This is a genomic window from Marinomonas sp. IMCC 4694, assembly GCF_008122525.1.
GTDB lineage: Bacteria > Pseudomonadota > Gammaproteobacteria > Pseudomonadales > Marinomonadaceae > Marinomonas.
Window position 1 is genome coordinate 1,647,175 of the sequence record NZ_VSRV01000001.1, and the last position, 13,473, is coordinate 1,660,647.

The window sequence follows — 13,473 nt, forward strand, 5'->3', positions numbered from 1 at the left end:
CGCTCATTCCGCTCCCAGTTTCATAAAGGGCTAATGATAGATATGTCCGAACTTTCCAGTAAAGCCGCGCTTCGCGATACCGTTCAAAAATACTTGTCTGAAGCTGAAAAAAGCCTTGAAGTAGAACACGTCAACGATGACGCTATTCGCACCGAGATCAAGTCGCTACTTATTCGTAAGAATGCCGTTTTAGTTGCTCATTATTACACTGAAGATTCGATTCAGGCGCTCGCAGAAGAAACGGGCGGCATCATTGCTGATTCATTAGAAATGGCGCGATTTGGAGCTAATCACAGTGCACAAACTTTGGTGGTTGCTGGCGTTAAATTCATGGGTGAAACCGCTAAAATATTAAGCCCTGAAAAAACCATATTAATGCCAACCCTTGAAGCAACATGTTCCCTGGATATTGGCTGCCCCATTGAAGAGTTCTCCACTTTTTGCGACCAACATCCTGACAGAAAAGTCGTCGTATATGCCAATACATCCGCTGCGGTAAAAGCACGTGCTGACTGGGTTGTTACATCAAGCATCGCCCTTGATGTAGTTAATCACTTGGTAGAGCAAGGCGAAAAAATACTTTGGGCTCCAGATCAGCATCTAGGGAGTTACATACAAAAAGAAACTGGTGCAGACATGATCATGTGGGATGGCGCTTGCATCGTTCATGAAGAATTCAAGGCAAAAGGGATTTTAGATTTAAAGGCAATCTACCCAGATGCAGCTATTCTTGTGCACCCTGAATCACCTGAGGCTGTAGTTGAAATGGCGGATGTTGTAGGGTCTACATCACAACTTCTAAATGCCACCAAATCAATGAACAATGATACTTTTATAGTAGCAACCGACAGAGGTATTTTTTATAAAATGAGGCAGGCCTCACCTAGTAAACGCTTCATTGAAGCGCCTACAGCTGGCTCAGGCGCAACGTGTCGTAGCTGCGCACACTGCCCTTGGATGGCGCTAAATAGTCTTGAAATGTTACGAAACGCAATAAGAGATGGCTCTGGTGAAATTCATGTTGATGAAGTTACTAGGCAAAAAGCGCTTGTTCCATTACAAAGAATGCTGAATTTTCAGGTTAAATAGGCACTTTGATTTGAGCACACAGTTTATAAACCAAATGCAGAAGGTATCATCGGTTAGGCGTTCAAGTGATTATGTTTACTACCGAAATCAAGTTATTATCCAATTGTTTAGTTTTATTTATTAATCGGGCAGAGGAGTTTACGGCACTGTCCAGATTGGTCTTTCTGATGTCTGAAGCATAAAGCATATTATGAAGGTGGGTTTTGTCATATGGCGAGATAGCTTGTTCGTTCATCAGCTCTCCAATCATAATAATTTCGTATTTTTGTGAAGCGCCTTTTGCAATAGCAACTTTTAATGAATGATTTTGATGTTTAAGTGCGGTGATTTCAGCGTCTATTCCTATTGATTTTTCATCGTGTTTGGGTCGGCGCTCTTGCGTTATTTCAAAACATGAATTGATTGAATATTTTTCTTCTTGTTTATTTAAGTACACCTCATTTTTGTCTATTTTTTTCTTTAATCTTGCGATCAACAACAGCAAAGCTAGGCCACTAAAAAAGAAAAAAAAACCTGCTTCAAGCAGTGCCCAAATCAGCCACTTCGACATAAAAACCCTTAACTATTTTAAATACGGACATAATAATAACCTTTAACTGAGTACACAACCTGTTCAATACAGTGGAATACAATACAAGATGAGTAAAGAATTTATATCGTTTATGCGCAACCGAGTTTCTATTTCGGCTCTCAGTGAACCAGCGCCCCAAAAATGCGAGTGGGAGCTTATTTTAAGAGCGGCTTCAAGAGCCGCCGATCATGGCAATCTTAAACCTTGGCGGTTTCACATTTTTGAAGGGGAAGGGCGATTAGCACTAGGTCAAATATATTGGCAACACGCGCTATCTGAAGTGGCGTCTATGCCTTTGGAAAAGAAAGAGATTTTTGTTAAAAAGGCTTTTCGTGCTCCGGCCGTATTGCTGATATATGCGCACATACAGGAGCACCCAAAAGTTCCGGCCATAGAGCAAGTCATGGCCACATCAGCGGCGGCTCAACAGGTTTTATTAGGTCTAAACGCCCTCGGTTATGGCGCCATTTGGCGCAGCGGACCTGCATGCTTTACCTCATTAACAAAAAACATTTTATCGCTTAGCGAAACAGACCAAATCATAGGCCTAATCTACGTTGGTACTCCAACAGAACAAAATACCGGTGTTCCAGACGTTAACATTGATGGCCTCGTAAAATGGGTAAGAGATTAATCTCTAAGACTTAATTAACATAAATGATGCAAAAAAAGTTGCAATAATAACTCAGCATCATTATTATACGCGACACAAATTAAGCAATGCAGGAAGCGTTGTTTTGTAACGGTGAGCTGTCCGAGCGGCCGAAGGAGCACGCCTGGAAAGCGTGTATGTCGAAAGGCATCAAGAGTTCGAATCTCTTGCTCACCGCCATTATACCAGTAAAATCAAGGGTTACAGAGTGATTTTACAATTTGTACATCAAAAAGTACATCAATAGAAAACCGAATAGATTAACGTCTATTCGGTTTTTTTATTAATCCGTCTTCCTCACATGCGTCTTCAATCAAAATTTCAATCATTTCGTTTTTCTTGCGTCGGTTTTTTTTACAAAGTTTCTCAAGAAGTTTAATCTGCTCTTCGCCAAGCATGAATGAGCATGCTTTTTTGCCGTTGTTACTATCTCTGTACTTTTTTTGACTCCAGGCTCCCTTCATGGTTCTAAGGTACAGCTCAAGGAGGTGGTGATGAACATCGTAGTTGATACGGAACTGAAATAACCAGTAATCTATATCGTATTTGATTGTCTTGAATTCTGGAAGGAATGGACTGGTGTGCGGTTGTAGAGGTAGTTCAGTATGAAACGCAGGGATGTTATCCGGGATAGAGTTTTTACTGATGTACGCTTGAAACCAATCCGGGATAGAGTTTTTACTGATGTACGCTTGAAACCAATCCGTAAACACTGATTCACTTGAGTCTACCTCTTTGGCATACCAAGAGGCCACCTTGCATTTATTTCTAACTTTTTTTTTGATTTCCTCGAGCATGTTTACAGTATAGACCTTATCATTACCCAAGAAGTTATCTATAATAAATTTGCTTCTGTATTGCAAAAAACTCTTTTGATCATCGTCTCTCGCAGCCTCTAATTTTGCCTGATCCCATTTTTTTTTATTGATTTCAATGCCATCCCACATACTCATACCTGTAAAGCTTGTTTTATTCAATAACCTATCGATTTCATCTTGAAGCAACCTATCAAGCATAAATGTGTCTTGTCTATCAAGTTGATCTATCCATTTTAATTTATCTTCTTCAAGCAAATTTAATTGAGCAATATGTACTTGTTTGTTCAGGGCTTGCTCATAACTTTTTGCGAAGGAAGCGTTGTTGTCTCTAATCTTATCAGTTTTTAATCGATAGCTTGCAACCTCAGCGATACGACGATCAGCTAAACTTCTTAGCTGAAGTAGTTCTATGCTGTAGCATTCTCTAATGGTCTTTGATGGAGTATAAGAGTCACTATCTGCTAGTGAAAAGTATATATAAAGGGCTTCCCTACTTGTTAGAGTATCCGTTGATAATTTTTTCATTACTAAGTTATCCTTAAGTTATTTGTTAATAAAATTTTAGTAAAAAAATAGTAATTTTTAAGTCAGTTATATGTTTGATTCAAGTGAAAAAATCATTTATTTCAGCATGTTAAAGCCGTCTATCCTGAGTTTTATCTAAAAATTAATCTTATCAGTGTTATTTTGGCTCTATGTGATTAAAAAAGAAAGGTAAATGTGGACTTTTCACAATTGTCTAGGTAGTGGCGACATCGAAAATTCTGCATAATCTCCCCCTTAGTAGTTAGTTGATCTTGGTATGTTAGTTAACGCTGCACTATGCGTGAAAAAAGCGCTTTTTAGAGAATAATATAGGTTTAAGTTTTCTTAAAAGTGATGAGTGAGCTCCGTCTAGACTGGAAATTATGTGGTCGCTTATCCTCATCTATCTGCGTCTAATATCAGAGTGATTTGTTCTTTTTCACTTGTTAGTTGCTAAGGGAATTTATGCTTGGAGGTGCTTGCTGCTAAGGGGAGTGGAGTGTTGGTTTAATAGTATTGGTTCTTATTCTTTATTAATTTTAAAGTAAAAATCTACATTGATATCCCTTATGTGAATAACACATAGGAGATTTCTAAATGATAAAAACTTACAATAATCTTAAGATCCAATTTCCACTGGATGAATGTAACAAGCTTTACTTGAAAAACTTGAATGATCTCATTGAAAGCAGTTTGTTTTCATCTAACCGTATTACAGCGTTTAGATTCGATCTTAGGTTTCCGCACGGGCATATTGATCAATCAGATCGAGTCATCACTAAATTCTTCGAGTCTTTAAAGGCACAACTTAAAGCAAAAGACGTAAAAACAAAAAAAGAAATGAAACGAGTATATCCGCATAATTTGCGATACAGCTGGGTAAGGGAGCGTGATACATCAGGTAATGATCATTTTCATTGTGTAATAATTGTTAATAAAGATGCCTACTCTGTGTTGGGTGGATTCAATCAAGAAGAAGGGAATATGGCGGCACGGATTAAACGAGCCTGGTGCAGTGCGCTTGGTAGTCCAGGTATCATTATTGATGGACTTGTTCATTTCCCTGTTAACGGTACTTACTATGTTGACAATAACGCAAAAGATAAAAGCATTCGTCAAGCCGATTTGTTTTATCGGCTGAGCTACTTCGCTAAGAACGCCACTAAAGTATATGGTAGTGGTAAGCGCAGCTTTGGTTGCAGTCGGTCATGAATTTATAGTTAAGGGGCGCATCGCCCCCTAACTTAACTTTTTATAAGTAACCTCTTTCAGCCATTGAGACAGCACTCTCGCCCACAATGATGTGGTCGAGAGTTCTTACATCAATCAGTTCCAGTGATTTCTTAATCTTGTCTGTAATGGATATGTCTGCCTGAGACGGCTCTGTTACACCAGAAGGGTGGTTATGCGCCAAAATAACAGCAGCGGCATTTACCTCGATGGCTGCTTTAACAATCTCTCGGGGGTATACAGCAGCGCTATCAATTGTGCCTTGGAACATTTCTCTAAACGAAATTAAGCGATGCTGAGAGTCAAGGAATAGCACAGCAAAAACTTCACTTTCCTTGTATGCAATTTTAAAGCGAACATAACTCTGAGCATCTACTGCATTACTGAACGTGTTTTCTCGCTTTAGGCGCTCTTCTATAAAGCCAGCAGCGGCATTAAGAACATCTTCTTTTGATTGGTAGATAAATGATTCATTTTTCATGGTAGGTCCCTTTGATCAGTTGGTAGATTCAAAGGAATGATGTAGGTCTGAGTATTTTTAGAATTAAACCCAGTCCTGTAAAAATTTACAGCAACGCACTTTGATGGATCAACACGAGGGCATCAAAATGCGAGTCATGAAATTAAACGAAGTGATCAACACTACAGGGCTATCTAGATCATCAATCTACGCTTACATGTCAAAAGGGAATTTCCCAAAACCAATTCAACTTGGGCCAAGAGCAGTAGCCTGGGTTGAAGAAGAAGTTCAAGGGTGGCTAGAAGAAAAAATGGCTGCTCGTGTACATTGATAGGAATGGATCTTCCTGATGTAGTTTATAAAGCCAATTTAACTCAAGATGACAGAACCCCTGCACGTTTTACCTAACTCTCAAACATCAATGAAATGGATAGAATTATTGTCCATTCCCCAATTTTCTCGTATTCTCTCAATATCAATTTTAAATAATCCAATCAAAAGACGATGGCATTCTGAATGGAAGATCAAATCCTTACCTTGCGAGAGGTAGCTGCTTATTTAAAGCTGGCAGAGAAAACGGCATATCGACTAGCAAGCGAAGGGAAGTTGCCAGGTTTTAAAGTTGGTGGTTCATGGCGCTTTAAGCGTGAAGACCTAGACGCATGGATAGAAAAGCAAAAGGATAACGGATGATTCCCAATTATCAAGATTGCATGAGGCCTTTTCTTCAGGCTCTTCAGCAGTCAACTACAAACGAAGTGAAGCTTCGAGACATCATCAATAGCATTGCGGATCATTTCAAGCTAACTGACGATGAGCGCGTTCAACCGCTGCCAAGCGGTAAACAGCCAATTTTAGATAACCGTGTTGGCTGGGCGCGTACCTACCTTGCTAAAGCGGGCCTTATCGATAGCCCACGTCGTGCGCATTTTGTTATTACTAATCGTGGCATTACTGCCTTAAATACACCGAACCTGGATATTAATAATCAATATCTTAAACAGTTTGATGAATTTGTTGCCTTTACGAGTTTAAGCAACACAAAAGTAACAGTAGAAAACACACAACAAGCTTCAATCAAACTACACCAACAAGAAGACGGCAATGACATCACACCTGATGAGGCCCTTCGTAATGCTTATAAGACAATTAACGACGCACTAGCTGAAGATATCTTGGAACGGACTCGTAACGTCTCTCCGGCCTTCTTTGAACAGTTGTTAATAGACTTGCTCATTGCTATGGGTTACGGCGGCACAGAAGAGGGCACAGCCCACGCCTTAGGGAAATCTGGTGACAATGGGGTAGATGGCGTAATCAATCAAGATCCTTTAGGTGTAGACCAAATTTACATCCAGGCTAAACGCTATAAGCAAGGTAATAACATTAGCTCTGGAGACATTCGAGACTTCTTTGGTGCGTTAAACTTACATAACGCCCAAAAAGGCTTATTTATCACCACGTCAGACTTTACCAGTTCCGCGATAGACACTGCTCAAAAACTTAGTACCAGGATCGTATTAGTAAATGGCAACGATTTAGCCAAGCTTATGCTGCGCTACAACATCGGAAGTCGTAATGAACAAACCTTATACATTAAAAAAATCGACGAAGAATTTTTTGAAGCGTAGCCATACGAAGGTTTACGCTCTAGTTGAACATCAGGAAAAGAGTTAACTATGAACAAACAGCAATTAGCCGCGAAGATTTGGGAATCGGCAAACCAAATGCGTTCGAAGATCGAAGCGAATGAATACAAAGACTACATTTTAGGTTTTATTTTTTATAAGTATCTCAGCGACCAATTAGTACAATTTGTAAAAGCAGAAGGCATGACAGAAGAGGACATCAAAGCCTTGGACGAAGAAGACGTAGAGACCTTCGAATTCGTACAAAGCAACCTTGGCTACTTTATCAGTTACAAGAACCTGTTCTCTACTTGGGTAGATCCTAAATCCGACTTTGATGAATCTAACGTTCGTGATGCGCTTTCTGCGTTTAGCCGACTAATTCACAAGAATCATAAGAAATTATTCGAAGGTATCTTCACCACCCTAGAAACAGGTCTTAGTAAGATAGGTGAAAGTCCAGCCAAAAGAACAAAAGCCATCAGCGATTTGTTGCATCTAATCAAAAGTATTCCGATGAATGGCAACCAGGGTTACGATGTTCTGGGTTACATTTATGAATATCTAATTGAAAAATTTGCAGCTAATGCGGGCAAAAAAGCAGGTGAGTTCTACACACCTCATGAAGTGTCGCTTCTTATGTCGCACATCATCGCGCACGAGCTAAAAGACAAAGACAACATTGAAATTTACGATCCCACCAGCGGTTCCGGTTCCTTATTAATCAACATTGGGCAAGCCGTAGCACAGTATGCCAAAAATAAAGACAGCATCACCTATTACGCTCAAGAGTTAAAAGCAAACACGTACAACTTAACGCGTATGAATCTAATCATGCGAGGTATTAAAGCCAGCAACATTAAAACCCGCAATGGCGATACTCTAGAAGACGATTGGCCGTACTTTGATGAAAACGACCCGCAAGGTTCATACGAAGCTTTGTATGTCGATGCCGTAGTCTCTAACCCGCCTTATTCGCAAAACTGGGATCCAGCGTTTAAAGAGAGCGATCCACGCTATTCGCGTTTTGGTTTAGCACCGAAAACCAAAGCCGATTTTGCCTTTTTGTTGCACGACCTTTATCACTTAAAACCCGATGGTGTTATGACCATTGTACTGCCTCACGGCGTGCTTTTCAGAGGCGGTGAAGAAGGCCAAATCCGTACCCAGCTAATTGAAAATAACCACATTGATGCGATTATCGGTTTGCCGGCGAATATCTTTTTTGGCACCGGCATTCCCACTGTTATTTTGGTGCTGAAGCAAAAACGACAAAACACCGATGTGTTAATTGTCGATGCCTCCAAGCACTTTTTAAAAGAAGGCAAAAACAACAAGCTGCTAGCTTCCGACATCAAGCGCATCACTGATACAGTGATCAGCCGTGAAAGCATTAATAAATTCTCGAAACTGGTTAGCAAGCAGACCCTACGCGATAACGGTTATAACCTCAACATACCGCGCTATGTGGATTCATCCGCTGCCGCGCCAAGCTGGGATTTACACGCTACCATGTTAGGCGGCATTCCCAACAGCGAGATAGCCGAGCTACAAAGTTATTGGCAAGTGTTTCCACAACTACACGCAGCTTTGTTTATGCCTAAGTCGAAAGCTTACAGTGATCTAGCTATCCCTAAAGACACAGTAAATGCCACGATTACCCAGCACCCACAAGTGATTGAGTTTATTACTGAGTACAATCAAGCCTTTAACGGCTTTGACGACTATTTGAATAACACTCTCATTCAAGGTTGGGCAACAGTTAACCGCAATCAACAAGAAGCGCAATTAAGCAGCGAGCTATTTAACCGCCTAGCGCCTATTGCACTGATTGATAAATACCAGGCTTACCAACACCAGAACAACCAATGGCAAACTATCAGTGCCGACCTGGAGATGATGCAAACCGAAGGTTTTGCGGCGACCAAACTGGTTGACCCTAACATGGTTATCAAAAAGAAGGACGGGAAAGATACTGAGGTACAAGACGGTTGGAAAGGTCACATACTGCCGTTTGATTTAGTGCAACAAACACATCTCAATGCAGAGCTACAAGCTCTGGCAGAACAAGAAAACCGTTTAGCGGAAATCGCTAGCAACCTAGAAGAAATTTTAGATTCTCTTAGTGAAGAAGAAAAAGAGCAAGATACCATCAAAGAATCAAAAGACGGCTTTGCCAACACCGAAGTGGGCAAGATGGCTAAGGCCTTTTTGAAAGAGCAAAAAGCCAGCAAAGTTAAATTTTTAGCCGAAAGCGCTGAGCCTGAAGAAAGCTATAAAGCAAAAATAATAGCAGCCAATAAACTCATCGACGAAGAAAAAGTCCTGAAAAAAGCGGTAAAAGAAGCTCAAATCGCCCTGCACTTAAAAACTAAAACCACTATCGAGGGTTTAAGCGATGAGCAAGTGAACGAATTGCTCCACCTCAAATGGATCGCGCCATTAAGCGAAGAGCTCGCTGCCATGCCAAGTGCTGTGATTACTCAGCTTACTAGCAAAGTACAAGCCCTTGCCGATAAATACGCGGTGACTTATTCGCAAGTGGCGAATGAGATTAAAAACACCGAACAAGAACTGGCAGACATGATGGTTGAGCTCACTGGTAATGAATTTGATCTGCAAGGCTTGAATGAGCTCACTAACTTATTGAAGGGCGCGTAAGATGAGTATGGAAAATAACGTGCCTGAGATCCGCTTTAAGGGGTTCAGTGGAGAGTGGGAGGAGAAACTTCTAAACAATGAAGTCGAACTTTTTAGTGGACTGACGTACTCGCCAAAGGACATACGAAAGGAAGGTGTTTTTGTAATTCGTTCTTCAAATGTAAAAAATGGTCAACTTGTTCAAGCTGATAATGTTTATGTTAATCCTGAAGTAGTTAATTGCAGCAATGTACAAAATGGAGACATTATTGTTGTTGTTCGTAACGGCTCAAGATCTTTAATTGGAAAGCATGCACAAGTAAATTCGTGTATGGATAAAACTGTCATTGGGGCTTTTATGACAGGCATTAGAGGCAGGCAGCCTGAGTTTATCAATGCCTTATTTGATACTAACCAATTTACGGCTCAAGTTGATAAAAACTTAGGGGCAACCATAAATCAGATTACCAATGGGGCTTTTAATAGCATGGCTTTTATGTTCCCTGAGGAGCTAGAACAAGCCGCCATCGGCAACTACTTCAAAAAGCTCGATACGCTGATCAATCAACACCAACAACAAATCACCAAACTCAATAACATCAAGCAAGCCTGCTTGAGCAAGATGTTTGTCTAGCAGGGAGCAACCATGACCACTTTTAAAACCGAAGCGCAATTTGAGCAAGCCTTTATTGATGTGTTAGTCAATAAAGGGTGGGAATCGGAGGTGTTAAAAAACAAGACTGAAGCTGATTTACTGCAAAATTGGGCGAATATCTTATTTGAAAATAATCGCCAGCGGGATCGTTTGAATGATGTGCCGCTTACTCCCAGCGAAATGCAGCAAATTATTGAGCAAATCAAAGAGCTCAAAACCCCGCTTAAGCTCAATGGTTTGATTAACGGTAAAACCGTCGCCATTAAGCGTGACAACCCAGACGATAAAGAACACCTTGGCAAAGAAGTCAGCCTAAAAATTTACGACCGCCAAGAAATCGCCGCCGGCCAAAGCCGCTACCAAATTGTACAACAACCCAAATTTGAACGTGGTAGCCCTCTGCGTAATGATCGTCGTGGCGATGTATTGTTACTCATTAACGGTATGCCAGTGATTCATGTGGAACTTAAGCGTAGCGGCATTCCAGTCAGTCAAGCGGTCAATCAAATAGAGAAATACAGCAAAGAAGGCATCTTTAGCGGGTTGTTTTCGTTGATTCAGGTGTTTGTGGCGATGGAGCCATATGAAGCAAAATACTTTGCTAATCCAGGCTTAGACGGCAAGTTTAACCCTGACTACCAATTTAACTGGGCCGATTTTAATAACGAGCCGGTGAATCACTGGAAAGAGATCGCCTCAACTCTGTTATCTATCCCTATGGCGCATCAGCTCATTGGTTTTTATACCGTTGCCGACGATACCGATGGCGTACTCAAGGTGATGCGCAGCTATCAATATTACGCCGCCAATGCCATCTCAGATAAAGTCGCTAAAACCAATTGGCAACAAATGGGTAGCAGCACAAACAACGTAGATCGGTTAGGTGGTTATATCTGGCATACCACGGGCTCAGGTAAAACCATGACCAGCTTTAAATCGGCACAGTTGATTGCGCAATCCAGGGATGCCGATAAAGTCATTTTTTTAATGGACCGTATCGAGCTGGGTACTCAGTCGCTGGTGGAATATCGCAACTTTGCCGGTGATGGCGAAGACGTACAAGCTACCGAAAATACCCATGTGCTCATCACTAAATTAAAAAGTACCGATCCAGCACAAACGTTAATTGTTAGCTCTATTCAAAAAATGAGTAACATCTTTGAAGAGGTGGATGATACAGGTACGGCAACGCTTATATCCACAAATACGGCTGACATTGAGAAGATCCGTGCTAAGCGGTTGGTCTTTATTGTAGACGAAGCCCACCGTTCCACTTTTGGCGATATGCTCAGCATTATTAAACGTACTTTTCCTCGCGCATTATTTTTTGGCTTTACCGGTACGCCCATACAAGAAGAAAACGAAAAAAAGGGTAACACCACCAGCACGGTGTTTGGCAACGAACTACACCGCTACAGCATTGCCGATGGTATTCGAGATGGAAATGTCTTAGGTTTTGACCCTTATAAAGTCAGTACCTTTAAAGACAAAGATATTCGTCAAGCCGTTGCCCTTGAAGAAGCCAAGGCAGATTCGGTAGCTGATGCATTATCGACTCCAGCCAAGAAGAAAAAGTTTAACCACTTTATGAATGATGTACCTATGGCAGGGTATAAAGCCCCAACAGGTAAATACATCAAAGGCATAGAAGATTATGTGCCAAAAACGCAGTATTTGACCGATGCACACCAAGAAAAAGTGGTTGAAGATATTCTGCAAAATTGGGACGTACTCAGCCAAGACAGTAAGTTCCATGCCATTTTAGCCACTAACAGCATTGCCGAGGCAATCGATTATTACCGACGTTTAAAAGCAGCCAAACCAGAACTTAAGATTTCAGCACTGTTTGACCCGAATATTGATAACGATGGCAGCGGCAATAGAGGGCCTACATTTAAAGGTGATGGCCTAGAAGAAATCATGGCTGATTATAATGCATGCTATGGCCAAGATTTTGATTTTGCCCGTCACGCAGCCTTTAAAAAAGATTTGGCCGCACGCCTAGCTCACAAAAAACCGTATGAGCGCATTCATACAGATCCCACAAAACAGCTGGATTTATTGATTGTGGTGGACCAAATGCTGACAGGGTTTGACTCAAAATGGCTCAATACCTTGTATTTGGACAAGGTCATTAAATACCAAAATATTATTCAAGCTTTTTCACGTACTAACCGGTTATTCGGACCCGATAAGCCCCACGGCACCATTCGCTATTACCGTTACCCACATACTATGGCGCAACATATTGAAGACGCGGTAAAGCTATATTCAGGTGACCGTCCTATTGGGTTATTTGTTGACAGATTAGAAAGCAACTTGGAAGCAATGAATGAGATTGCCGCAGACATTACCGAGTTGTTTACCAATGCCGGTGTAGAAAATTTTGAAAAAATTCCTGATGACCCCGAAGCCTGCGCTAAATTTGCCGACTTGTTTAAAACATTCAATCAGCACTTGGAAGCCGCCAAAGTACAAGGTTTTCATTGGAGTGAGCTGACTTATTTATTTGGTGATCATTTACTTGGTAATAAGGATGATCAACATGAAGTAACGCTTACTATAGGCGAACAAACCTATTTAAGTTTAGTTCTACGTTACAAAGAGCTGGCAGGCCAAAGCTATGGTGGTGGTTCGGGAGGCGGTGATGTGCCTTTTGATATCAGCGGTTATCTTACCGAAATTGATACGGGCAAAATCGACTCTGATTACATGAATAGTCGCTTTGAGAAATATCTAAAAGAACTAGATAAAAACCAAGATAAAGCGAGTGTCGAAATAACTCTTAACGAATTGCATAAGTCATTTTCATCGCTTACCCAAAGCGAACAAAAATACGCCAAATTATTTTTGAACGACTTACAGCGTGGCGATGCTGAGTTGATAGAAGGTCACCGCTTTAGAGACTACATCAACGACTTCAAAGATAACGCTGAGAATGCTCGCCTCAATGCGGTTGTAGACGCCTTAGGTGTAGATAAAAGCCTGCTAGTTAGCTTAATTAACCACAAAGTTGATGAGAAAAATTTAAACAACTTTGGCCGCTTTGACGCGCTTAAAGAATCGGTTGATAAGGAAAAAGCGAAAGTACACTTTGAGAATTTAGAGCGATCCACGATTCCAGTATTCAAGGTAAACATGAGAGTAGACAAGATGCTTAAGGACTTTATTCTGAGTGGTAATGTTGAACACAATTGATCGTGCT

The 13,473-nt window shown here is 41.0% G+C and carries 12 protein-coding genes and 1 tRNA gene; 10 read left to right on the forward strand and 3 right to left on the reverse strand.

Features of this window, described 5'->3' with window-relative positions; translation table 11 throughout:
* Positions 1-33 precede the first annotated feature (33 nt).
* A complete protein-coding gene (gene nadA / locus FXV75_RS07560; RefSeq protein ID WP_148832172.1) occupies positions 34-1,089 on the forward strand; it encodes a quinolinate synthase NadA in 1,056 nt (351 codons plus the stop codon).
* Positions 1,090-1,150: 61 nt separating this feature from the next.
* Here nadA and FXV75_RS07565 read toward each other — a convergent pair whose 3' ends face one another.
* The gene (locus FXV75_RS07565) at positions 1,151-1,639 is read right to left on the reverse strand and encodes a hypothetical protein (protein WP_148832175.1); all 489 of its coding nucleotides are present in this window, start codon (positions 1,637-1,639) and stop codon (positions 1,151-1,153) included.
* 88 nt (positions 1,640-1,727) lie between these two features.
* On the opposite strand from FXV75_RS07565, the gene FXV75_RS07570 reads away from it, so the two are divergent.
* A complete protein-coding gene (locus FXV75_RS07570) occupies positions 1,728-2,294 on the forward strand; it encodes a nitroreductase (RefSeq protein WP_148832178.1) in 567 nt (188 codons plus the stop codon).
* Positions 2,295-2,404: 110 nt separating this feature from the next.
* Positions 2,405-2,492 (forward strand) — tRNA-Ser (locus tag FXV75_RS07575).
* Between the two features lie 80 nt (positions 2,493-2,572).
* Here the strand turns inward: FXV75_RS07575 and FXV75_RS07580 are convergent.
* Positions 2,573-3,655, reverse strand: coding sequence for a hypothetical protein (locus tag FXV75_RS07580; RefSeq protein WP_148832181.1), 1,083 nt, complete (start codon positions 3,653-3,655; stop codon positions 2,573-2,575).
* A 597-nt stretch (positions 3,656-4,252) separates the two neighbouring features.
* Between FXV75_RS07580 and FXV75_RS07585 the strand changes: the two genes are divergently transcribed.
* The gene (locus tag FXV75_RS07585; protein WP_148832184.1) at positions 4,253-4,867 is read left to right on the forward strand and encodes an inovirus Gp2 family protein; all 615 of its coding nucleotides are present in this window, start codon (positions 4,253-4,255) and stop codon (positions 4,865-4,867) included.
* Positions 4,868-4,907: 40 nt separating this feature from the next.
* On the opposite strand, the gene radC is transcribed toward FXV75_RS07585, so the two are convergent.
* Positions 4,908-5,366 carry a RadC family protein gene (gene radC, locus FXV75_RS07590; RefSeq protein WP_148832187.1) on the reverse strand — a complete coding sequence of 153 codons (459 nt, stop codon included), beginning with the start codon at positions 5,364-5,366 and terminating at the stop codon, positions 4,908-4,910.
* Positions 5,367-5,502: 136 nt separating this feature from the next.
* On the opposite strand from radC, the gene FXV75_RS07595 reads away from it, so the two are divergent.
* From FXV75_RS07595 to FXV75_RS07620, 6 genes are all read left to right on the forward strand, one after another.
* Positions 5,503-5,676 carry a helix-turn-helix transcriptional regulator gene (locus FXV75_RS07595; RefSeq protein WP_262368601.1) on the forward strand — a complete coding sequence of 58 codons (174 nt, stop codon included), beginning with the start codon at positions 5,503-5,505 and terminating at the stop codon, positions 5,674-5,676.
* 185 nt (positions 5,677-5,861) lie between these two features.
* Positions 5,862-6,038 carry a methylation-associated defense system helix-turn-helix domain-containing protein MAD1 gene (mads1, locus tag FXV75_RS07600; protein ID WP_148832193.1) on the forward strand — a complete coding sequence of 59 codons (177 nt, stop codon included), beginning with the start codon at positions 5,862-5,864 and terminating at the stop codon, positions 6,036-6,038.
* Positions 6,035-6,976 (forward strand): restriction endonuclease, encoded by a 942-nt coding sequence (locus tag FXV75_RS07605; RefSeq protein ID WP_148832196.1) that lies wholly within the window; start codon positions 6,035-6,037, stop codon positions 6,974-6,976. Before mads1 ends, FXV75_RS07605 begins: the two co-directional genes overlap by 4 nt.
* A gap of 48 nt (positions 6,977-7,024) precedes the next feature.
* Positions 7,025-9,634, forward strand: coding sequence for a type I restriction-modification system subunit M (locus tag FXV75_RS07610; protein WP_148832199.1), 2,610 nt, complete (start codon positions 7,025-7,027; stop codon positions 9,632-9,634).
* Between the two features lies 1 nt (position 9,635).
* Positions 9,636-10,247, forward strand: coding sequence for a restriction endonuclease subunit S (locus FXV75_RS07615; RefSeq protein WP_222863102.1), 612 nt, complete (start codon positions 9,636-9,638; stop codon positions 10,245-10,247).
* A gap of 12 nt (positions 10,248-10,259) precedes the next feature.
* Positions 10,260-13,466, forward strand: a complete 3,207-nt coding sequence (locus FXV75_RS07620) for a type I restriction endonuclease subunit R, EcoR124 family (RefSeq protein WP_148832203.1) — start codon at positions 10,260-10,262, stop codon at positions 13,464-13,466.
* Positions 13,467-13,473 lie beyond the last annotated feature (7 nt).

Bases quoted from the DNA above. Each gene is read 5' to 3' on its own strand.
- FXV75_RS07595 (WP_262368601.1), top strand. From the start codon at position 5,503: ATGAAATTAAACGAAGTGATCAACACTACAGGGCTATCTAGATCATCA.
- FXV75_RS07610 (WP_148832199.1), top strand. From the start codon at position 7,025: ATGAACAAACAGCAATTAGCCGCGAAGATTTGGGAATCGGCAAACCAA.
- FXV75_RS07605 (WP_148832196.1), top strand. From the start codon at position 6,035: ATGATTCCCAATTATCAAGATTGCATGAGGCCTTTTCTTCAGGCTCTT.
- mads1 (WP_148832193.1), top strand. From the start codon at position 5,862: ATGGAAGATCAAATCCTTACCTTGCGAGAGGTAGCTGCTTATTTAAAG.
- nadA (WP_148832172.1), top strand. From the start codon at position 34: ATGATAGATATGTCCGAACTTTCCAGTAAAGCCGCGCTTCGCGATACC.
- FXV75_RS07570 (WP_148832178.1), top strand. From the start codon at position 1,728: ATGAGTAAAGAATTTATATCGTTTATGCGCAACCGAGTTTCTATTTCG.
- radC (WP_148832187.1), bottom strand. From the start codon at position 5,366: ATGAAAAATGAATCATTTATCTACCAATCAAAAGAAGATGTTCTTAAT.
- FXV75_RS07585 (WP_148832184.1), top strand. From the start codon at position 4,253: ATGATAAAAACTTACAATAATCTTAAGATCCAATTTCCACTGGATGAA.
- FXV75_RS07565 (WP_148832175.1), bottom strand. From the start codon at position 1,639: ATGTCGAAGTGGCTGATTTGGGCACTGCTTGAAGCAGGTTTTTTTTTC.
- FXV75_RS07580 (WP_148832181.1), bottom strand. From the start codon at position 3,655: ATGAAAAAATTATCAACGGATACTCTAACAAGTAGGGAAGCCCTTTAT.
- FXV75_RS07615 (WP_222863102.1), top strand. From the start codon at position 9,636: ATGAGTATGGAAAATAACGTGCCTGAGATCCGCTTTAAGGGGTTCAGT.
- FXV75_RS07620 (WP_148832203.1), top strand. From the start codon at position 10,260: ATGACCACTTTTAAAACCGAAGCGCAATTTGAGCAAGCCTTTATTGAT.